A 21,530-nucleotide genomic window follows, 5' to 3' on the forward strand; every position below is an offset into this window, starting at 1 on the left:
GCCAATGGCCGCTTTTTTTATGCGCTGCGTTCAGGGGGCCACAGGCTGCCAGGTTTTATCAGGGCTATAGGCGGCTAGCGCCCGGGCTTTCTGCTCTGAATCGCTGCCGAGATCGGACTGGTACACCTTGTCGTCCTGGTTTATCACAAAGCTCATGACGCCCGTCTGACCATAGCTGACCGGCCAGGCCACCATCGCGAAACCGTGATTGTCCGGCAGGATGCGGAAGCGATAGCCGTGATAGCCGGTACCTGGCTCTTTTGGGCTAAATGCCGGGCCGAGCGGGCTGGGCGCTTCGCCGGGCGAGGCAGGCCAGTACAAACCGTCTTTTTTGCCTTTCGAGCTGACAATCTTCTGCGCGTATTTCTGGTTCATCGCAAAATAGCTTTGCTGCGCATCAACATAGGCATGTAAGGCTTCAATGGCGGCGAGCTCATTACGCCCGATTTCACGGGTCAGGATCTCTTCTGCCCCTTCTTTGATGTCGAACTGCCAGCCTGCAGAGGTTTTGATCACCGGGATGGGAAGCTGCCAGCCGCTGTCTCCGACGACCAGATGCGCCGTATCTCCTTCGACAACCGTGGTATGACGGACGTTCCAGTCGCGCAGGAAGCGATCGACAGCATCCGGATCAACGCCCTCAGGCGGCAGAAAATCGCGCCAGTTCTCTCCAAGCAGGTTGGTCATCGCGCTCTCGTTTTGCTCATGGATGGCTTTGGTCAGCGCATCGGTTGCCTGAGCGGGTGTGCTAAAAGACTGCTGCGCCATCACCGAGGCCGAAAGCATAAATAACACCATTCCGCTGAGTAGTTTACGTTTCATGTCGGTTCCCTTAGCGATGTCGAATTTCACGGCGTTCAGCACGTCCACCAGACGCCTGACGTGGCTGCTGCTGGCGCGCAGCGAGCTGTCTGCTTTGCGCACCGCGCTGCTGCTGCGCCTGCCAGTTCGCCGAGCGGCTGTCGTTACCGCTCAGCGCATTGGCCCGGGGCTGGCTGCTTCGCTGCTGCAGAGTGCGTTGCTGCGCGGGCTGCGAAGCCCGCTTCTCTTGTCTCTGCGCGGTGGTCTGGCGATTTTCTCGCTGCTGCGCGGTGCTCCGCTTCGCCGTCTGCGGTTTAGTGTCGTAGCCACGGTAGTTATTGCGCTGCGAAATCTGCTTCAGCTGTTCACCTGAGGCCTGACGCTGCACGTCTTTCGTTCCGGTGCGCGCCGTTTGGGGGAAGGTTTTGCCCGTGGATTTCTCCATCTGGCTTAGCGCGGCCTGACGCTGGCTATCGCGGTTAACCGGTTTTTGCTGCGTTGAGCTGAGCCCTGTCGCCGTGTTGGTGGAGTGGAAGCGAGTGTTGAGCTGGTTAGTCGGATAGGGCACGCCTTCCCGATAGGCCGGGTTGTGCTGCCAGGTGCGGTTGGCGTCCGTCAGGCGCTGTCCGCTGATTTTATTGAAGTTCTCAACGTTGATATTGATATTGTTATCGCCGTTGCGGTTATAGCCGCCGTGATTATCCCAGTCGCCATGGTGATGATCCCAGTCATCGTCATCATCCCAGTCGATGTTGCTGAAGATGGCATAGGTTGTGGCGACGCCCAGGCTGAAGCCTAAACCGTTTACGAAGCTGTTGCCAAACTGCTCCCCGGGTGTAGGCGGAAGATAGGTGGGCGGATAGGCGGCGTTTGGCCAGGTCCCGTAAACCGTATTGGGGTTATAGGTCGGGACGTAAACAACCTGCGGATCGGCAGATTCAATTTTGATTACCGTTGGGGCGGGCGCGGACGTCGTGGTTGTCGTTGCCTCGGCGGTGCTGGTTTTCGCTGACGCCGGTTTTGTCACGGTGGTGACCGTCTGCTGAGGCGTGGATTGTAAAGCGCCGGTCTTCTGCGCCAGCGCGCGCAGGCGCTGAACGGAATCCATCACATCCTTCGGCTGCGCGAGAAACGCATCACCCAGATTTTGTACCCACGGCGGGTTTTCACCCATCAGGGACATAAGCTGAGGAAACGCGACCAGCGATTTTACGCTGGGATCCCAGGGCTGGCTGGCAACGGCCTGAATCGCGGCATCCCCTTCCATTTTAGGGTTGTCTTTGGACCACTGCGCCGCCTGGATCACGTTGGCCGGATAGGTCGACGCCATTAAAATTTGCGACAGCAGGGCATCCGGGTAGAGCGCGATGGGAGCAACCCATTGATCGATTTGCGTGGCAGTGTAGGCTGGCGCGACAACAGGGGCGGGCTGGGCTGCGGCAGGCGCTGGTGCAGCCGGTTGTTGTGCGACGGGAGCCTGCGCTGCGGGCTCCGTGGCGCGGCCTTTGACAAACATGACGCCCGAGGCGGCAAACAGCCCGGCACTGCACACAAGGACGAGCAGATGTGGCTTAAAGGGCAACTTCATAAATGACTCCAACGAGACAAGCGCTGTGCCGTGAGGCGTTACGGTTGGCGTGAGTATTATTCACCCGTCTTTTACTGTTTTGACTTTTATTGGGAAGCGTCCGGGACGTCCGGATAAAGAGTGTGAGTATTTATTACACAATTATATCTGATGAAGAAAAAACTGAAGCGTCACGGTGCAGAAGATATCGCAAAAAGATGCCCTGAATCCCCGCTACACCATGCTTAACGATTCAGCAAATTTTTTAATGTTGCTTTTTTGTAAACGGATTAACACTGTGCAGAAATCCTGCTATGCTGCCCGACGCGGTATCGGGCATTTACCCTACAAACTGCTGTCTCACAGGAGCGTGAAGAGAACGCCCGCCGCATATGACAATGAGAGCGAGGAGAACCGTCGTGCTAGAAGAATACCGTAAGCACGTAGCAGAACGTGCCGCCGAGGGAATTGTACCCAAACCTTTAGATGCAACCCAAATGGCCGCGCTCGTCGAGCTGCTGAAGAACCCGCCTAAGGGCGAAGAAGAATTCCTGTTAGATCTGCTGATCAACCGCGTACCGCCTGGCGTAGATGAAGCTGCCTACGTAAAAGCCGGATTCCTTGCTGCTATCGCCAAAGGCGAAGCCACCTCCCCACTGGTTACTCCTGAAAAAGCCATTGAACTGCTCGGCACCATGCAGGGTGGTTACAACATTCATCCGCTGATTGACGCGCTGGATAACGACAAGCTGGCACCGATTGCCGCTAAAGCGCTCTCGTCCACGCTGCTGATGTTCGATAACTTCTACGATGTGGAAGAAAAAGCCAAAGCAGGGAACGTCTATGCGAAGCAGGTGATGCAGTCCTGGGCTGATGCCGAATGGTTCCTGAACCGCCCAGCGCTGGCTGAAAAAATCACCGTTACCGTCTTTAAAGTGACCGGTGAAACCAACACCGATGACCTCTCTCCGGCACCGGACGCGTGGTCTCGCCCGGATATCCCTCTGCACGCCCTGGCGATGCTGAAAAACGCCCGTGAAGGTATTGAGCCGGATCAGCCGGGCAGCGTCGGCCCGATCAAACAGATCGAAGCCCTGCAGAAAAAAGGGTTCCCGCTGGCCTATGTGGGTGACGTTGTGGGTACCGGTTCTTCCCGTAAGTCCGCAACCAACTCCGTGCTGTGGTTCATGGGCGACGACATTCCGCACGTGCCGAACAAGCGCGGCGGCGGCCTGTGCCTCGGCGGCAAAATTGCGCCAATCTTCTTCAATACCATGGAAGATGCGGGCGCACTGCCGATCGAAGTGGACGTTTCTAACCTGAACATGGGTGACGTGATTGACGTTTACCCGTACAAAGGCGAAGTGCGCAACCACGAGACCAACGAGCTGCTGGCAAGCTTCGAGCTGAAAACCGACGTGCTGATCGACGAAGTGCGCGCCGGTGGCCGTATCCCGCTGATCATCGGCCGTGGCCTGACCACCAAAGCGCGTGAAGCGCTGGGTCTGCCGCACTCAGACGTGTTCCGTCAGGCGAAAGACGTTGCTGAAAGCAACCGCGGTTATTCGCTGGCGCAGAAAATGGTGGGCCGCGCGTGCGGCGTAGCCGGTATTCGTCCTGGCGCGTACTGCGAGCCTAAGATGACCTCCGTGGGCTCTCAGGACACCACTGGCCCAATGACCCGTGACGAACTGAAAGACCTGGCGTGCCTGGGCTTCTCTTCTGATCTGGTGATGCAGTCCTTCTGCCACACGGCGGCCTATCCGAAGCCGGTTGACGTGACCACGCACCACACGCTGCCAGACTTCATCATGAACCGCGGCGGCGTTTCCCTGCGTCCGGGTGACGGCGTCATCCACTCCTGGCTGAACCGCATGCTGCTGCCGGATACCGTGGGTACCGGCGGTGACTCCCATACCCGTTTCCCAATCGGTATCTCCTTCCCGGCGGGCTCCGGTCTGGTGGCGTTTGCTGCTGCGACCGGCGTGATGCCGCTGGATATGCCGGAATCGGTGCTGGTGCGCTTCAAAGGTAAAATGCAGCCGGGTATTACCCTGCGCGACCTGGTTCACGCGATCCCGCTGTATGCGATTAAACAGGGTCTGCTGACCGTTGAGAAGAAAGGGAAGAAAAACATCTTCTCTGGCCGCATTCTGGAAATTGAAGGTCTGCCGGATCTGAAAGTGGAGCAGGCGTTCGAGCTGACCGATGCTTCCGCCGAGCGCTCTGCGGCTGGCTGTACCATCAAGCTGAACAAAGAGCCGATTATCGAGTATCTGACCTCCAACATCGTGCTGCTGAAGTGGATGATTGCAGAAGGCTACGGCGACCGTCGTACGCTGGAGCGTCGTATCCAGGGCATGGAAAAATGGCTGGCCGATCCGCAGCTGCTGGAAGCCGATGCTGACGCAGAGTACGCGGCGGTGATCGACATCGATCTGGCGGATATCAAAGAGCCAATCCTGTGTGCGCCGAACGATCCGGACGACGCGCGTCCGCTGTCTGAGGTTCAGGGCGAGAAGATCGACGAAGTGTTCATCGGATCCTGTATGACCAACATCGGTCACTTCCGTGCTGCCGGTAAGCTGCTGGATACCCACAAAGGCCAGCTGCCAACCCGTCTGTGGGTGGCGCCGCCAACCCGTATGGACGCGGCACAGCTGACCGAAGAGGGCTACTACAGCGTGTTTGGTAAGAGCGGTGCGCGTATCGAAATCCCTGGCTGTTCCCTGTGTATGGGCAACCAGGCGCGTGTAGCCGACGGTGCGACGGTGGTTTCCACCTCTACCCGTAACTTCCCGAACCGTTTAGGTACCGGTGCGAACGTCTTCCTGGCCTCTGCGGAGCTGGCGGCGGTTGCGGCGCTGATTGGCAAACTGCCAACGCCGGAAGAGTACCAGACCTTTGTGGCTCAGGTGGATAAGACCGCGGTGGATACCTATCGCTATCTGAACTTCGACCAGCTTTCTCAGTACACCGAGAAGGCCGACGGGGTTATCTTCCAGACGGCGGTATAAACAGCAAAACCGTCTCCATGAGACGGTTTTTAGTGTTTGCACCCTCTCCCGTGGGAGAGGGACGGGGTGAGGGCATCAGGCCGCAGGGTCTTGCTCTCACCTTTTTATTTTCATTCCTCCCACCTCTCCCGCTTTTTTTCTTCCTCGCTGCTGCGATAATTACCTTAATGGCTTTGCAGAGGAAAACACTATGGATTACGAATTTCTGCGCGACATCACCGGAGTGGTGAAAGTGCGTATGTCGATGGGCCACGAAGCCGTTGGACACTGGTTTAACGAAGAGGTGAAAGAAAATCTCGCACTTCTTGATGAGGTTGAACAGGCGGCAAATACGGTGAAAGGCAGTGAACGATCCTGGCAGCGCGCCGGGCATGAATATACGCTGTGGATGGACGGTGAAGAGGTCATGGTGCGTGCCAACCAGCTCGAGTTTTCAGGTGACGAGATGGAAGAGGGGATGAGCTACTATGACGAAGAAAGCCTGTCGATGTGCGGCGTAGAGGATTTCCTTCAGGTGGTAAATGCCTACCGCGACTTTATGAAACAGAAATAACAGCCCGGAGCATCCCTGCTCCGGCTTGCTCTTACACGGCCGGAATATTGCGGCCGTAGTAAATCTCGCGCATCTCTTTCCAGAGCAGGTCAGTAATCGCCTTACGCTCTTCTTCGCTCAAATCTTCCGGCTTCGTGTGGAACATATAGTGCTTAAGGTCGAATTCCTTAAGTAACATCTTGGTATGGAAGATATTTTCCTGATACACGTTCACGTCCATCATGTCGTACAGCGATTTCATGTCCTCGGACATAAAGTTCTGGATGGAGTTAATCTCGTGGTCGATGAAATGCTTCATGCCGTTGATATCGCGGGTAAAACCACGCACGCGATAATCAATGGTGACGATGTCCGATTCCAGCTGGTGGATTAAATAGTTCAGCGCGTTCAGCGGTGAAATCACGCCGCAGGTCGACACTTCAATATCGGCGCGGAACGTGCACAGCCCGCCTTCCGGGTGACTCTCCGGGTAGGTGTGCACGCAGATATGGCTTTTATCCAGGTGGGCCACGACCACTTCCGGCAGCGGGCCCGGATGTTCAGTTTTGTCGATAAGCTTCGGATCGACCGGCTCTTCGCTGACCAGAATAGTCACGCTGGCGCCCTGAGGTTCATAATCCTGTCGGGCGATGTTCAGGATGTTTGCGCCAATAATGGAACAGGTTTCTGACAGGATCTCGGTCAGACGGTTGGCGTTGTAGAGTTCGTCGATATAGGCGATGTAACCATCGCGTTCTTCCGCTGTTTTGGCATAGCAGATATCGTAAATACAAAAACTCAGGCTTTTCGTCAGGTTGTTAAAGCCATGCAGTTTAAGCTTTTTCAATTAGCTCACCCCCTTAGTGGATAATGCGTCTTGCAGGTACTGCGGCAGAGCAAACGCTGCGGTATGGATAGCCGGATTGTAGTATCGGCACTGAAGACCATCCTGATGGAAGCGGGCCTGAATAATTTCGGTGGAGAGATGGCGTAATACGTCGTTATCGGTCGCCCAGGCAAAGGTCATGATCCCGCCGTAGTACGTCGGAATAGCGGCCTGATAGAAGCTGACGTCATCGAAATAGGTGCTGAGCTTACGATGGCTGTCGAGCGCTTCATCCTGCTGCAGGAAGCAGACGCCATTTTGGGCGACAAAAATCCCGCCCGGGTTCAGGCAGCGCTTGCAGCCTTCGTAGAAGGAAGAGGTAAACAGCGACGCGCCGGGGCCGATTGGGTCGGTGCAGTCGGAGATAATGACGTCAAAGGTCTGCGAGGTCTGGTTAACAAAGTTAACGCCGTCGTCAATCACCAGGCTAAAGCGCGGATCGTCATAGCTACCGGCATTGTGGTTGGGCAGATACTGGCGGCAGAAAGAGACGACGCCCGCGTCGATTTCCACCATGGTGATGGTTTCAATGGAACGATGACGGGACACTTCACGCAGCATTGCGCCGTCGCCGCCGCCGATAATCAGGACATGCTTCGCGTGTCCGTGCGCCAGCAGCGGAACGTGGGTCATCATTTCGTGATAGATAAACTCGTCGCGCTCGGTCGTTTGCACGACGCCGTCCAGCGCCATCACGCGGCCAAAGGCGGCGTTTTCGAAGATGATGAGATCCTGGTGATCGGTTTTCTCATGATAGAGCACGTTATCAACGGCAAAGTACTGACCAAACTGGTCATGCAGTGTTTCATGCCACAACGTGTGGTCGGCCATACGCGGACTCCTCCTTTGTTAACATCCGTTACGCTCACAAAAAATGAGCGAAACATGATAGCTAACTATAACCGTGGTTGCACGGCTATAGGTTCAACAGGGGGGCGTCGGGAAGGTTATTTGACGTAGGCGAGCAGGCTGAGTGAGTCGCGAGCCAGCGCTTTGCATTTTTTGGCAGTGGGAATACCAATACCGCTCAAGTCACGGTAGCTGTCTTCGCCGAGCGCCTTCATGTCGAAGCTGTCGTAGTTGCTGAGATCCCACTGGTTTTGCTGGGCAAAAAAGACCAGCGCGCGGCGAATCTGCCCGTTGGGTAAATTCTGGTAGCCACAATCATTTTTCAGGAATACAAAAACCGCCGTTAAATCGGCCATATCTTCCGCTTCATTTTCACTTAGCGCATAGCTGTTCGCACACATTGCCATCAGGCTTCCGAACAAAATTGTCCTGAAAAACGTCTTCATTGCTTCTACCACTTCTTCACGGAAAATTAACGTTAGCATACTTGATGCCGGTGCGACGATCTTTATTATTGCCGCTTTACTTGACCTTCCGGTAAGGGGAGGGTTTATGCTCAAAAGATCGCCTGCTGGAAATAAGGAAATGAACATGCAACGTCGTGATTTTTTAAAATATTCCGCTGTGCTGGGGGCTGCCAGCGCATTACCTCTCTGGAGCCGCGCGGTTTTAGCGACCGACAGGCCTGCCTTACCCATTCCTGACTTACTGACCGCTGACGCCCGCAGCCGTATCCAGCTTGTGGTTCAGGCCGGTAAAACGACGTTCGGCGAGCACAACGCCACGACGTGGGGCTATAACGGCAATTTGCTCGGTCCGGCGCTTCAGCTACGTAAAGGGAAAGCGGTGACGGTGGATATCCACAACACGCTCGTCGAAGAGACGACGCTGCACTGGCACGGGCTTGAAGTGCCGGGCGAAGTGGACGGCGGGCCGCAGGGCATCATCAAAGCGGGCGGTACGCGCAGCGTCACCTTTACGCCCGATCAGCGCGCGGCGACCTGCTGGTTCCATCCGCATCAACATGGCAAAACGGGCCATCAGGTGGCGATGGGGCTGGCGGGGCTGGTGCTGATTGAAGACGACGAAAGCCGCCTGCTGCGCCTGCCGAAACAGTGGGGCATTGACGATGTACCGGTGATTGTGCAGGACAAGAAATTCAACGCTGACGGGCAAATTGACTATCAGCTGGACGTGATGAGCGCGGCGGTAGGCTGGTTTGGCGACACGTTGCTGACCAACGGCGCCATTTACCCTCAGCATGCCGCGCCGAAAGGCTGGCTGCGCCTGCGCCTGCTCAACGGCTGTAACGCGCGCTCGCTGAATTTCGCCGCCAGCGATAAACGCCCGCTGTATGTGGTAGCCAGCGACGGCGGCCTGCTGCCGGAGCCGGTGAAGGTGAGCGAGCTGCCGATGCTCATGGGCGAACGCTTTGAGGTGCTGGTGGATATCAGCGACGGCAAGCCGTTTGACCTCGTAACCCTGCCGGTGAGCCAGATGGGGATGGCGGTCGCACCGTTTGATAAGCCGCATCCGGTGCTGCGTATTCAGCCATTGCTGGTGGCCGCATCCGGCACGCTGCCTGATACGTTAACCACCCTGCCAGCCCTCCCGTCGCTGGAGGGGCTTACGCAGCGCAAGCTGCAGCTCTCAATGAACCCGATGCTCGATATGATGGGCATGCAGGCGCTGATGGCGAAATATGGCGATAAGGCGATGGCGGGGATGCAGCACGGCCAGATGATGGGCCACATGAATATGGACCACGGCAAAATGGGCGGCATGGGGAATATGAATCACGGCGACCATGGCTTTGATTTCCACAACGCCAACATGATCAACGGCAAAGCGTTCGACATGAACACGCCGATGTTTGCTGCGACAAAGGGTCAGCTTGAGCGCTGGGTGATTTCAGGCGAAGGGGACATGATGCTGCACCCGTTCCATATCCACGGCACCCAGTTCCGCATTCTCACAGAGAACGGCAAAGCGCCGGATGCGCATCGCGCGGGCTGGAAAGATACGGTGAGAGTGGAGGGCGGCGTCAGCGAGGTGCTGGTGAAGTTTGACCACGAGGCGCCGAAGGAGTTTGCCTATATGGCGCACTGCCACCTGCTCGAGCATGAAGATACGGGGATGATGCTGGGGTTCACGGTATAAAAAAGCCCGGTGGTCGCAGGTGCGGCCTGATGCCCTCACCCTGACCCTCTCTCACAGGGAGAGGGAACAAACACAAAAACGGCAACCGAAGTTGCCGTTTTGCTTTTATTTGCCTTCGTCAGGCAACGCATACGCGACGATATAGTCGCCCATCTTCGTGCCAAACGAACCGTGACCACCCGCTGAGATGACAACGTACTGCTTGCCATTCACTTCATAGGTCATCGGCGTGGCCTGTCCACCCGCCGGCAGACGGCCCTGCCACAGTTTTTCACCGTTGGTCATGTTGTACGCGCGCAGGTAGTTATCTGCGGTTGCCGCGATGAACAGCACGTTACCGGCGGTGGAGATTGGGCCACCCAGCATTGGCATACCCATATTGAACGGCACCGGAACAGGCATCGGGAACGGCATGCTGTCCTGTGGCGTACCAATACGTTTTTTCCATACGATCTGGTTAGTCTTCAGATCCAGACCGGAGATATAACCCCATGCAGGCTGTTTACACGGCAGACCAAACGGCGACAGGAACGGGTTCAGCGTTACGCCAAACGGCACGCCGTACTGCGGCTGAATGCCGGCTTCGGTACCGCTGCCTTTCGCGTCTTTCGGCTGCTCCATTGGGTTGCCCGGACCGCGTGGGATCAAGCGGGAAACGAACGGCAGCGCCATCGGGTTGGCAATCGCCACCTGACGGTTAGGGTCAACGGAGATCCCGCCCCACTCGAACATCCCCAGGTTACCCGGGAAGACCAGCGTGCCCTGCTCAGAAGGCGGCGTGAAGATGCCTTCATAGCGCAGCTGGTGGAACATCACGCGGCACACCAGCTGGTCAAACATGGTGGCGCCCCACATGTCCGCACCGCTGAGGTCTTTCTTCGGACGGAAGCTCAGGTCAGAGAACGGCTGGGTTTTGCTGACGTAATCGCCTTTCGCCGCGCCCTGCGGAACCGGTTTTTCCGGTGCTGGCACAACCAGCTTACCGTTGCTGCGATCCAGCACGAAGATGTTGCCCGTCTTGGCCGGCGCGTAAATCACCGGAACGGTTTTGCCATCAACGGTAATGTCCGCCAGCGTCGGCTGGGACGGCATATCCATATCCCACAGATCGTGGTGAACGGTCTGGTAGCTCCATGCCAGCTTGCCGGTGGTCGCGTTCAGCGCCACGATAGCGCTCGCATAACGCTCCTGCTCCGGCGTGCGGTTACCGCCCCAGATATCTGGCGTGGTCACACCCATTGGCAGATAGACCAGGTCCAGCTTCGCGTCATACGCCGCGGGTGCCCAGGAGTTTGGCGAGTTAAAGGTAAAGGTGTGCTCGTCCGACGGGATCGCGTTGGGATCTTTCGCGCCCGGGTCGAAGGCCCACAGCAGTTTACCGGTGTTCACGTCGAAACCACGGATTACGCCGGAGGTTTCACGCGTGGAGAAGTTATCCGTTACCGAACCGGCAATCACGATAGTTTTATCGGTGATGATTGGCGGTGAGGTTGGCTCATACAGACCCGGCGTGGTGTCCGGCATGTTGGTCTGCAGGTTCAGGATACCTTTGTTGGCAAAGGTTTCACACAGCTTGCCCGTTTCGGCATTGATGGCGAACAGACGGCCATCGTTCACCGGCAGCATGATGCGGCGAGGACAGTCAGCAATGACTTCCGGGCTCGCATTATCGGCGCGCGCTTCGTGGTAAGAGACGCCGCGGCAGGTGACGTGCTGGAAGGACGGGTTGGAGTTCAGCTGCGGATCGAAGTGCCATTTCTCTTTACCGGTGGCCGCGTCGAGCGCGAACAGACGCTGGTGCGCCGTACACAGGTAGAGCATATTGCCGACTTTAATCGGCGTGACTTCGTTGGTCAGTTCACCCGGATCGTTCGGCATCTTCAGGTCGCCGGTACGGAATACCCAGGCTTCCTTCAGGTTTTTGACGTTGTCCGCGTTGATCTGCTTCAGCGGGGAGTAACGTTGACCTTCCTGGTTACGGCCATACGCTGGCCAGTCGCCGTCAGCGACCTGCGAGATAGCCGCAGCAGGCGTGGATTCTGCGTTCAGCGTACCGTTGATCTCCTGCGGGTCATTAAAGCCAGCCCAGGTCAGAATGCCGCCGGTAATCAGCAGGGCAACAACCAGGCCCGCCACAGCACCGCTGGAAGGCACAATCAGGCGACGCCAGACGAACGGCAGGATCAGCCAGATACCAAAGAAGACCAGGATGTCGCTGCGCGGCGTCAGTGCCCAGAAGTCAAAACCGACTTCCCAGACGCCCCAGATCATGGTGGCAAGGAGGAGGGCGGCATACAGCCACAGTGCAGATTGTTTTCTACGCAACAGCAGAACGGTTACGCCAATCATAACCAGACCCGCAATCGGGTAGTACCAGGAGCCGCCTAAAGCGACCAGCCAGACGCCACCGATTAACAGATACAGCGCGCAAAAGGCTGCGAATGCGGCTGTTAATGTCACCAGTAGACGCGGCTGTTTAGAGTTTGTTTCAGCCATAGAAAGTGTACTCGTCAGTTTTTGTTAATAATTTGCTAGCAACTAATTATAGGTATTAACAAGTGTGATCGGAATCACAATATTTGCTTTTTATAACTCATACGCCAGGCTTATCCATTTGCTGATATAATGGCTGGCTTGCGTATCAGTGCTGGATATTAACTCATCCGTATTGAGAGATTTTCACTAAAATCATTTGGTTAGTAATATGAAACATACTGTTGAAGTGATGATCCCGGAAGCCGAGATCAAAGCGCGTATCGCCGAACTGGGTCGTCAAATCACCGAACATTACAAGGACAGCGGCAGCGAAATGGTGCTGGTCGGTCTGTTGCGCGGCTCTTTCATGTTCATGGCAGACCTGTGCCGTGAGGTGCATGTGCCCCATGAGGTCGATTTTATGACCGCCTCCAGCTACGGCAGCGGCATGTCCACTACCCGTGATGTGAAAATCCTGAAAGATCTGGATGAAGATATTCGTGGCAAAGATGTGTTGATCGTTGAGGACATCATCGACTCCGGCAACACGCTGTCAAAAGTGCGCGAGATCCTGAGCCTGCGCGAGCCAAAATCTCTGGCGATTTGTACGCTGCTGGATAAACCCGACCGTCGTGAAGTGCAGGTGCCGGTAGAGTTCGTAGGCTTCTCGATTCCGGACGAATTCGTCGTCGGTTACGGCATTGACTACGCGCAGCGCTATCGTCATCTGCCGTATGTGGGGAAAGTGGTACTGCTGGACGAGTAATCGAGGGCTGATGCCTTCACCCCGGCCCTCTCCCACAGGGAGAGGGAGAAAATCCCCGGCTTTATTTATGATTTACATGCTTAAGCTGAAGGTTAGCAATCCCCGAACGGTAACGCTGCTCCAGCGTTTCGCGGTTGGTGGCGGTCACTTCCAGATTGCGCAGCAGGCCATCGTGAATCCCGTACGCCCAGCCGTGGATAGAGACCTTCTGCCCGCGTTTCCACGCTGATTGCATGATCGTTGAGTGGCCCAGGTTATACACCTGCTCCATCACGTTGAGTTCGCAAAGGGTATCCATGCGACGCTCCTGCGGCATTTCGCCCAGCAGTGAGCTATGTTTGAACCAGATATCGCGGATGTGCAGTAGCCAGTTATCAATGAGCCCCAGTTCCGTGTTTTCAACCGCCGCCTGCACGCCGCCGCAGCCATAATGGCCGCAAATGATGATGTGCTCGACTTGCAGAACGTCCACGGCATACTGAACAACAGAAAGACAGTTGAGATCGGTGTGAATCACGAGATTGGCGACATTGCGGTGAACAAACAGTTCGCCGGGTTCAAGGCCGGTCAGGCGCTCCGCCGGTACGCGGCTGTCGGAACATCCAATCCAGAGAAAGCGTGGGTTCTGAGCCTGCGCGAGTTTTCCAAAAAATCCGGGGTCTTCCTCCACCAGCATTTTTGACCATAGTGCATTGTTGCTGATGAGTGTATCTATGTTGTTCATGGAGGTTAGCGACCTGTAACCGAGTTATTGCGTTGCGCTACTATAGGGTAACCCGACTTTTAATGAAACCACACAACGTGTGTAAGAACTGAAGGTAAGTTAATTTCATGGCAATTGCACTGGAGCTTGAGCAGCTTAAAAAAACCTATCCGGGTGGCGTTCAGGCGCTACGCGGAATAGATCTGAAAGTAGAGGCCGGCGATTTTTACGCGCTTCTGGGGCCGAACGGGGCCGGGAAATCGACCACCATTGGGATTATCAGCTCGCTGGTCAATAAAACGTCCGGCCGGGTGAGCGTCTTTGGGTACGACCTGCAAAAAGACGTGGTGAACGCCAAGCGCCAGCTGGGGCTGGTTCCGCAGGAGTTCAACTTCAACCCGTTCGAGACGGTGCAGCAAATTGTCGTTAACCAGGCGGGCTATTACGGCGTTGAGCGTAAAGAGGCCCTCGAGCGTAGCGAAAAATACCTTAAGCAGCTCGATCTGTGGGAAAAGCGTAACGAACGCGCGCGCATGTTGTCCGGCGGGATGAAGCGCCGCCTGATGATTGCCCGTGCGCTGATGCACGAGCCAAAGCTGCTGATCCTCGATGAACCGACAGCGGGTGTTGATATCGAACTTCGTCGCTCCATGTGGGGCTTCCTGAAAGATCTCAACGACAAAGGCACCACCATTATTCTGACCACCCACTACCTTGAAGAGGCTGAAATGCTGTGCCGCAATATCGGCATCATTCAGAACGGCGAGCTGGTGGAGAACACCTCGATGAAGAATCTGCTCTCCAAGCTGAAATCCGAAACCTTCATTCTCGATCTGGCGGCGAAAAGCGCGCTGCCAAAACTTGAAGGCTACAACTATCGTCTGGTGGATACCTCGACGCTGGAAGTGGAAGTGCTGCGCGAGCAGGGGATTAACAGCGTGTTCTCGCAGCTGAGCGCGCAGGGGATTCAGGTCTTAAGTATGCGTAACAAAGCGAACCGACTGGAAGAGCTGTTTGTCTCTCTGGTACATGACAAACAAGGAGACAAGGCATGACGCATCTTTACTGGGTCGCGCTGAAAAGTATCTGGGCGAAAGAGATCAACCGCTTTATGCGTATCTGGGTGCAAACTCTGGTGCCGCCAGTCATCACGATGACGCTCTATTTCATCATCTTCGGTAACCTGATTGGCTCCCGGATTGGTGAGATGCACGGCTTTACCTATATGCAGTTTATCGTGCCGGGCCTGATCATGATGGCGGTGATCACTAACGCCTACGCCAACGTGGCGTCGTCGTTTTTTAGCGCAAAGTTCCAGCGCAATATTGAAGAGCTGCTGGTCGCACCGGTGCCGACGCACGTCATTATCGCGGGCTATGTCGGCGGCGGCGTGGCGCGCGGGCTGTGCGTGGGGATCCTGGTCACGGCGATTTCGCTGTTCTTCGTGCCGTTCCAGGTCCACTCGTGGCTGTTTGTCGCGCTGACGCTGCTCCTGACGGCGATCCTGTTCTCGCTGGCCGGTCTGCTGAACGCCGTGTTCGCCAAAACGTTTGACGACATCAGCCTGATCCCGACCTTCGTACTGACGCCGCTGACCTATCTCGGTGGGGTGTTCTACTCCCTGACGCTGCTGCCATCGTTCTGGCAGGCGCTGTCGCACCTGAACCCGATTGTCTACATGATCAGCGGGTTCCGCTTTGGCTTCCTCGGTATCACCGATGTGCCGCTGTTTACCACGGTGGCGGTGCTGGTGGTGTTTATCATCGCCTTCTACCTGCTCTGCTGGTCGCTGATCCAGCGCGGACGCGGGCTGCGCAGCTAATCTTTTGCCCGGCGACGTTCTGTTTGCCGGGCACTTTCTTTGACAGTTATCACCGTAAGCTAACCTTCACTCCGCTAAACTACTTGCCTGCTAAGGAGGGAGTTATGCTGGGATGGGTTATCACCTGCCACGATGAACAGGCGCAGGAAATGCTGGATAAGCTTGAAGCAAGATTTGGCCCGCTGGTGCAATGCCGAGCGGTAAACTACTGGCGCGGGTTGAGCACCAACATGCTGAGCCGCATGATGTGCGATGCCCTGCATGACACGGACACCGGGGATGGCGTTATTTTTCTTACCGATAAATCGGGCGCGGCGCCTTATCGCGCAGCCGCGTTGCTGAGCCATAAGCACGCGTGCTGTGAAGTGATCTCGGGTATTAACCTCTCCCTGCTGGCGTTAATGTATCCGCAGCGTGGATCTTTAAGCAGCGCAGAGTTTCGCCAGGCCATCGTGGCGCAGGGCGTTCCGGGCGTCAGCAGCTTGTGGCATCAGCAGCAAAAAAATCCTCCCTTCGTCCTGCTCCACGATTTGTATAAGAATTAAACGTGGGTATTGATGTCTCATTTGTTACAATAGCGGCAGTTTTCCGCACCGATTAAGACATCATGCTACCGCGCATTCTTTTCTTGCTATTGATGCTCATTTCCGGCGTCAGCTCAGCCAGTTTACTCAGTCAGCACACGCTGCCTGCCCAGTACATGCAAACCACCGAAGACGCGGCGATCTGGGCGCAGGTGGGGAACAGCGTGATCAACGTCGGTAACGTGCGCGCAGGGCAGATCCTGGCCGTTGTGCCTGCGGCGGCGGACTACTACGAATTTCGCTTCGGTTTTGGCACGGGGTTTATCGACAAGGGGCACCTGGAGCCTGTTCAGGGGAAACAGCGCGTCGAGGACAGCCTCGGGGATCTCAATAAGCCCCTGAGCAATCAGAACCTCATTACCTGGAAAGACACGCCGGTGTATAACGCGCCGTCGAGCGGCAGCGCGCCGTTCGGTACATTAAGCGCCAATCTGCGCTATCCCATACTGAATAAACTGAAAGACCGGCTGAATCAGACCTGGTTCCAGATCCGCATCGGCAATCGTCTGGCGTGGATCAGCAGCCTGGACGCGCAGGAAGATAACGGCCTTCCGGTTCTGACCTACCATCATATTTTGCGTGATGAAGAAAACACGCGCTTTCGACATACGTCCACAACGACCAGCGTACGTGCGTTCAACAACCAGATGGCCTGGCTACGCGATCAGGGCTATACCACCCTGACGATGTACCAGCTTGAAGGGTACGTGCGTAACAAAATGAACCTGCCTGCAAAATCGGTGGTGATTACCTTTGACGACGGCCTGAAATCCGTCAGCCGCTATGCCTATCCTGTGCTGAAAGAGTACGGCTTCAAGGCTACCGCGTTTATTATCTCTTCCCGCATAAAAGGCCATCCGCAGAAGTGGGATCCAAAATCGCTGCAGTTTATGAGCGTGCAGGAGATTAAGGGGATTCAGGATGTGTTCGATATTCAGTCCCACACCCACTTCCTGCACCGCGTGGATGGGTATAAGCACCCGATTTTACTGAGCCGCAGCTATCACGTGATTTTGTTTGATTTTGAACGCTCGCGTCGCGCGCTGGCGCAGTTTAATCCACGCGTGCTCTATCTTTCCTATCCGTTTGGCGGCTACGATAATAAAGCGATAAAGGCGGCGAATGATGCCGGTTTCCATCTGGCGGTGACGACGGTGAAAGGGAAGGTGAAGCCGGGGGATAATCCGTTCTTACTGAAACGCCTGTACATCTTAAGAACGGATTCGCTGGAGACCATGTCGCGGCTGATCAGCAATCAGCCGCAGGGATAGTGCTTATGCAACCTGAACCGGAATCGCCTTCGCGGTACGTTTCATGTCGTTGTCGCCTTCAAAGTAGGCAACTTTCGGCTGCCAGCGGCGCGCTTCTTCATCAGACATCATCACGAAGCTGGCGATAATCACAATATCGCCCACGTCCGCGCAGTGCGCTGCCGCGCCGTTAACGGAGATGATTTTAGACCCGCGCTCGGCGGCGATGGCGTAGGTTGAGAAACGTTTGCCGTTGTTAACGTTCCAGATATCAATCGCTTCGTTTTCAAGGATGCCCGCAGCATCAAGGAAATCCTGGTCGATGGCGCAGGAGCCTTCATAGTGCAGGTCGGCCTGGGTGACTTTCACACGGTGAAGCTTACCTTGCAGCATTTTGCGAATCATTACGTTTACCTTTCATCTTCCGGGTAGAGAAACCTACGCCAGTTCAACCACTTTGTTGTCGATTAGGCGGGCCTGACCAAGCCATGCCGCCACCAGAATGACCGCACGTTTGCTGGTCTGTGTAAGCTCCAGAAGCGTATCGGCATCGCGAATTTGAATATCATCAGCGCGGAAGCCTTTATCGTTCAGCGCCTGTTCAGCCAGAGCAATAATCTCTTCGGCCGTTAACTCTTTCGCCAGCAGCTGTTCTGCCATGGTGTTCATGACCTTGCTTAAGCCCGGCGCGATTTTACGCTGGTCCGCGGTCAGGTAGCCATTTCGCGAGCTGAGCGCCAGACCGTCTTTGGCGCGTACAATCGGTACGCCGACAATCTCGATATCGTAGCCCATATCCGCAACCATCTTGCGGATCAGCGCCAGCTGCTGGAAATCTTTCTCACCGAAGCAGGCAACGTCCGGCTGCACCAGGTTGAACAGCTTGCTGACGATGGTCGATACGCCGCGGAAATGACCCGGGCGGCTTGCGCCTTCCAGCATGGTGGAAATGCCCGGTACGTCAACGTAAGTGGCCTCATCGGTACCCTGAGGATAGACATCCGCCGGTGCCGGAGAGAAGACAATATCCGCATGGCGTTTTTTGAGCTTCTCGCAATCTTCCTGCAGGGTGCGCGGATAGCGTGCCAGATCGTCGGCGCGGTCAAACTGCATTGGGTTAACGAAGATACTGACCACCACGATATCTGCACGGGCTCTTGCTTCGTCAACCAGCTTCATATGGCCGTCATGCAGGTTGCCCATGGTCGGGACCAGTGCGATACGTTTACCTTCCTGACGCGCACGACGGATATGCTGGCGCAGCAGCGGCAGGGTTTCAATGATTAGCACAACGAGACTCCTTAATGGAAACTGTGTTCTTCACCCGGGTAAACACCGGATTCAACGTCGGCAATATACTGCCTGACCGCAGCGCGCATGTCGCCCGCTTCGGTGAGGAAATTTTTGGCAAACTTCGGAATATGCCCGCCGGTGATGCCAAAGGCGTCGTGCATCACCAGGATCTGACCGTCGGTCACGTTGCCTGCGCCAATACCAATCACCGGAATCGACAGGGCTTCAGTAATACGCTTCGCCAGCTCAACCGGCACGCACTCCAGCACCAGCAGCTGGGCGCCTGCGGCTTCCAGCGCCAGGGCATCATCAAACAGCGTCTGGGCGGCGTCACCGCGGCCCTGCACTTTATATCCACCAAAGATGTTGACGGACTGCGGCGTCAAGCCCAAATGGCCGCACACCGGCACGGCGCGCTCGGTGAGCATCTTCACCGTATCCACCAGCCAGGCGCCGCCTTCAATTTTGACCATGTTAGCGCCAGCACGCATGACTACTGCCGCGTTTTCGAATGCCTGCTCCGGCGTGGCATAGGCCATAAACGGCAGATCGGAAAGCAGCAGGCAGGCTGGAGCCCCGCGGCGCACCGCACGCGTGTGGTAAGCGATATCCTCAACCGTGACCGGCAGGGTGGAATCATGTCCTTGTACCGTCATCCCTAACGAATCTCCGACCAGCATGACGTTGATACCCTCTTCGGCAAAGAGTTTGGCGAAGCTGTAGTCATACGCGGTGATGGTGGCGAAGCGTTTTTTTTCCTGTTTGCATTTCTGCAGTAAGGAGATGGTGGTTGGTTTCATACTGTTTCCTGATAGCCCAAAAGCGAATCTTTGCGCATTCTAACAGTAACATTCGGGGGAACAATGATTTTAGGTAACCGATTAGCCACAATTATTTTGAGGTTAATCGGCAGGGGAACCGGATCACCAGCGGGCGGGTCTTTCCGCGTTGAGGTTGTCCAGAATGGTCCGGAGTGGGATGCCATCCGGGAAGATGAGATCGGGGGCGACTTCAAACAGCGGCCAGAGCATAAACCCGCGGTTTTTCATGTCGTAATGCGGAACGGTGAGACGTTCAGTGTTAATGGTTTCGTGACCAAACAGCATAATGTCGAGGTCCAGCGTGCGCGGTCCCCAGCGCTCGGCTTTGCGTACGCGTCCCTGCTGCAGTTCGATGCGCTGGGTGTTATCCAGCAGCGTTTCGGCATCAAGGGCAGTTTCCAGCACCACGGCGGCATTGAGATAATCAGGCTGATCCTGCGGGCCCAGCGGCGGCGTGCGGTAGAAAGAGGAGACTGCCACGATCTTGCTTTGCGGGATCTCCCCCAGCGCCTGTACGGCAGCGTTCACCTGCTCCAGCGGAGAGGCTAAATTGCTGCCGATGGCGATATACGCGAGGGTCATGCTGTCCCTTCACGACGCGGCGCGCGTTTGCGCGGACGACGATGGCGGCGACGCGGTTCCGGCTCTTCATCCAGCCCGGTGAGCATGTCTTTTTGCTCCGGCGGTGCGGAAACCTGGAATTCGGCCCACCACTGCGCCAGGCGCTGCAGTTCCTGGTTGCGTTCAATTTCAGCACGCAGCGACAGCAGATCGAAGGCGGCGCGGAATTTTGGATGCTCCATCAGCTTCCAGGCGCGTTTGCCCTGACGACGGGACATGCGCAGCTGAAGCTGCCAGATATCGCGCACCAGCGTGGTAATGCGTTTTGGAATAGCGAGCGTACGGCACCCTTCGTCCAGCACGTCGTTTGCGGCCAGCGCGAAGGCGTCATAATAGGCAAGCCCGCTCTCCTGGGTAATTCGCTGGGCCGTTTCCAGCAGCGGATACCAGAACATCGCCGCAAACAGGAACGCCGGATTGACGCGCATGTCGTTGCGAATACGGGTATCGGTATTTTTCAGCACCTGCGCAATCATCCGCTCCATTGGGCTGTCACCGCTTTCGGTGAAGTAGCGGGTAATGGTCGGGAACAGGGGCTGGAACAGGTTGTATTCGCGCAGCAGGTTGTAGGTTTCAAAGCCGTGGCCAGCCTGCAGCAGCTTCAGCGCCTCTTCGAACAGGCGGGCAGGCGGCACGTCGTTAATCAGCGTCGCCAGGCGCGGAATCGGCTCTGCCGTTTCCGGGCTGATGCGCATATTGAGCTTGGCGGCGAAACGCACGGCGCGCAGCATACGCACGGGATCTTCACGATAGCGCGTTTCCGGCGTGCCGATCAGACGGATCAGACCTTCTTTCAGGTCCTGCATGCCGCCGACGTAATCGCGCACGGTGAAATCCGCCACGCTGTAATAAAGGCTGTTGATGGTGAAGTCGCGACGCTGGGCATCTTCTTCGATAGAGCCGAAGATATTGTCACGCAGCAGCATGCCGTTCTGGCCGCGCTGTGACGTGGTGCGATCGGATGCGCCCGCTTCGTGGTGGCCGCGGAAGGTCGCCACTTCAATGATTTCCGGGCCAAACATCACGTGAGCCAGACGGAAACGGCGGCCAACGAGACGGCAGTTGCGGAATAATTTGCGCACCTGCTCAGGCGTGGCGCTGGTCGTCACGTCGAAATCTTTTGGTTTTTTGCCCAGCAGTAAATCACGTACTCCACCGCCCACGAGGTAGGCCTCGTAGCCCGCTTTATTCAGACGATAGAGCACCTTGAGGGCATTTTCACTGATATCTTTGCGGGAAATAGTGTGCTGCTCACGCGGAATAACCGACATGTGTGGCTGTGCAATAGCATCGTTCGCCATGCTCTCTTCGCGGCTTAGCACTTTACGGCAAAAATTAGCGACTCGGGTAAAAATGGTACACCTCGTAGTGTGTTTTGTTATG

Annotated in this window: 20 protein-coding genes; 8 read left to right on the forward strand and 12 right to left on the reverse strand. The window is 56.1% G+C overall.

Going from position 1 to position 21,530, the window contains the following annotated elements; genetic code table 11:
• Positions 1-30: 30 nt before the first annotated feature.
• Together LBF07_RS15020 and LBF07_RS15025 are read right to left on the reverse strand one after the other, a co-directional pair.
• The gene (locus LBF07_RS15020) at positions 31-822 is read right to left on the reverse strand and encodes a DUF2950 family protein (protein WP_094934559.1); all 792 of its coding nucleotides are present in this window, start codon (positions 820-822) and stop codon (positions 31-33) included.
• 10 nt (positions 823-832) lie between these two features.
• The gene (locus tag LBF07_RS15025) at positions 833-2,389 is read right to left on the reverse strand and encodes a DUF3300 domain-containing protein (RefSeq protein WP_094934536.1); all 1,557 of its coding nucleotides are present in this window, start codon (positions 2,387-2,389) and stop codon (positions 833-835) included.
• A gap of 398 nt (positions 2,390-2,787) precedes the next feature.
• Here LBF07_RS15025 and acnB point away from each other — a divergent pair, with 398 nt between their 5' ends.
• Together acnB and yacL are read left to right on the forward strand one after the other, a co-directional pair.
• Positions 2,788-5,385 (forward strand): bifunctional aconitate hydratase 2/2-methylisocitrate dehydratase, encoded by a 2,598-nt coding sequence (gene acnB, locus LBF07_RS15030; RefSeq protein ID WP_033144650.1) that lies wholly within the window; start codon positions 2,788-2,790, stop codon positions 5,383-5,385.
• Between the two features lie 190 nt (positions 5,386-5,575).
• The gene (gene yacL, locus LBF07_RS15035) at positions 5,576-5,938 is read left to right on the forward strand and encodes a protein YacL (RefSeq protein WP_023310423.1); all 363 of its coding nucleotides are present in this window, start codon (positions 5,576-5,578) and stop codon (positions 5,936-5,938) included.
• Between the two features lie 31 nt (positions 5,939-5,969).
• Here yacL and speD read toward each other — a convergent pair whose 3' ends face one another.
• The 3 genes from speD to LBF07_RS15050 form a co-directional block, all read right to left on the reverse strand.
• Positions 5,970-6,764, reverse strand: coding sequence for an adenosylmethionine decarboxylase (gene speD / locus LBF07_RS15040; protein ID WP_032649781.1), 795 nt, complete (start codon positions 6,762-6,764; stop codon positions 5,970-5,972).
• Positions 6,765-7,634, reverse strand: a complete 870-nt coding sequence (speE, locus tag LBF07_RS15045; protein ID WP_094934537.1) for a polyamine aminopropyltransferase — start codon at positions 7,632-7,634, stop codon at positions 6,765-6,767. It lies immediately after the preceding gene.
• Positions 7,635-7,750: 116 nt separating this feature from the next.
• The gene (locus LBF07_RS15050) at positions 7,751-8,098 is read right to left on the reverse strand and encodes a YacC family pilotin-like protein (protein ID WP_014882582.1); all 348 of its coding nucleotides are present in this window, start codon (positions 8,096-8,098) and stop codon (positions 7,751-7,753) included.
• Positions 8,099-8,243: 145 nt separating this feature from the next.
• Between LBF07_RS15050 and cueO the strand changes: the two genes are divergently transcribed.
• Entirely contained in the window at positions 8,244-9,812 is a 1,569-nt protein-coding gene (gene cueO, locus LBF07_RS15055; protein WP_094934539.1) for a multicopper oxidase CueO, read from the forward strand.
• A gap of 105 nt (positions 9,813-9,917) precedes the next feature.
• On the opposite strand, the gene LBF07_RS15060 is transcribed toward cueO, so the two are convergent.
• A complete protein-coding gene (locus tag LBF07_RS15060; protein ID WP_087823369.1) occupies positions 9,918-12,308 on the reverse strand; it encodes a glucose/quinate/shikimate family membrane-bound PQQ-dependent dehydrogenase in 2,391 nt (796 codons plus the stop codon).
• Between the two features lie 208 nt (positions 12,309-12,516).
• Here LBF07_RS15060 and hpt point away from each other — a divergent pair, with 208 nt between their 5' ends.
• Positions 12,517-13,053: a hypoxanthine phosphoribosyltransferase gene (gene hpt / locus LBF07_RS15065; RefSeq protein WP_008501948.1), complete on the forward strand. Its 537-nt coding sequence runs from the start codon at positions 12,517-12,519 to the stop codon at positions 13,051-13,053.
• Positions 13,054-13,114: 61 nt separating this feature from the next.
• Here the strand turns inward: hpt and can are convergent, their stop codons facing one another.
• Positions 13,115-13,777, reverse strand: a complete 663-nt coding sequence (gene can, locus LBF07_RS15070; protein WP_008501947.1) for a carbonate dehydratase — start codon at positions 13,775-13,777, stop codon at positions 13,115-13,117.
• A gap of 107 nt (positions 13,778-13,884) precedes the next feature.
• On the opposite strand from can, the gene LBF07_RS15075 reads away from it, so the two are divergent.
• The 4 genes from LBF07_RS15075 to LBF07_RS15090 all read left to right on the forward strand — a co-directional run bounded on the left by LBF07_RS15075 (position 13,885) and on the right by LBF07_RS15090 (position 17,433).
• Positions 13,885-14,811 carry an ABC transporter ATP-binding protein gene (locus LBF07_RS15075; protein ID WP_032660633.1) on the forward strand — a complete coding sequence of 309 codons (927 nt, stop codon included), beginning with the start codon at positions 13,885-13,887 and terminating at the stop codon, positions 14,809-14,811.
• Entirely contained in the window at positions 14,808-15,578 is a 771-nt protein-coding gene (locus LBF07_RS15080) for an ABC transporter permease (RefSeq protein ID WP_094934540.1), read from the forward strand. Before LBF07_RS15075 ends, LBF07_RS15080 begins: the two co-directional genes overlap by 4 nt.
• A gap of 104 nt (positions 15,579-15,682) precedes the next feature.
• Positions 15,683-16,123, forward strand: coding sequence for a PTS sugar transporter subunit IIA (locus LBF07_RS15085; protein ID WP_094934542.1), 441 nt, complete (start codon positions 15,683-15,685; stop codon positions 16,121-16,123).
• Positions 16,124-16,185: 62 nt separating this feature from the next.
• A complete protein-coding gene (locus LBF07_RS15090) occupies positions 16,186-17,433 on the forward strand; it encodes a polysaccharide deacetylase family protein (protein WP_045355167.1) in 1,248 nt (415 codons plus the stop codon).
• Between the two features lie 3 nt (positions 17,434-17,436).
• Here the strand turns inward: LBF07_RS15090 and panD are convergent, their stop codons facing one another.
• From panD to pcnB, 5 genes are all read right to left on the reverse strand, one after another.
• Complete coding sequence (gene panD, locus LBF07_RS15095; protein WP_006810068.1) at positions 17,437-17,817, reverse strand: aspartate 1-decarboxylase; 381 nt, start codon at positions 17,815-17,817, stop codon at positions 17,437-17,439.
• A gap of 33 nt (positions 17,818-17,850) precedes the next feature.
• Positions 17,851-18,702 carry a pantoate--beta-alanine ligase gene (gene panC, locus LBF07_RS15100; protein WP_023310431.1) on the reverse strand — a complete coding sequence of 284 codons (852 nt, stop codon included), beginning with the start codon at positions 18,700-18,702 and terminating at the stop codon, positions 17,851-17,853.
• Between the two features lie 11 nt (positions 18,703-18,713).
• Entirely contained in the window at positions 18,714-19,505 is a 792-nt protein-coding gene (panB, locus tag LBF07_RS15105) for a 3-methyl-2-oxobutanoate hydroxymethyltransferase (protein WP_047060107.1), read from the reverse strand.
• Between the two features lie 123 nt (positions 19,506-19,628).
• On the reverse strand, positions 19,629-20,108 hold the full coding sequence (folK, locus tag LBF07_RS15110) for a 2-amino-4-hydroxy-6-hydroxymethyldihydropteridine diphosphokinase (RefSeq protein WP_033144656.1): 480 nt from the start codon (positions 20,106-20,108) through the stop codon (positions 19,629-19,631).
• Positions 20,105-21,502: a polynucleotide adenylyltransferase PcnB gene (gene pcnB / locus LBF07_RS15115; protein WP_072162357.1), complete on the reverse strand. Its 1,398-nt coding sequence runs from the start codon at positions 21,500-21,502 to the stop codon at positions 20,105-20,107. The genes folK and pcnB overlap by 4 nt, the downstream gene beginning before the upstream one ends.
• Positions 21,503-21,530 lie beyond the last annotated feature (28 nt).

This window comes from Enterobacter cloacae complex sp. ECL352 (genome assembly GCF_020149545.1).
Classification (GTDB): domain Bacteria; phylum Pseudomonadota; class Gammaproteobacteria; order Enterobacterales; family Enterobacteriaceae; genus Enterobacter; species Enterobacter asburiae_B.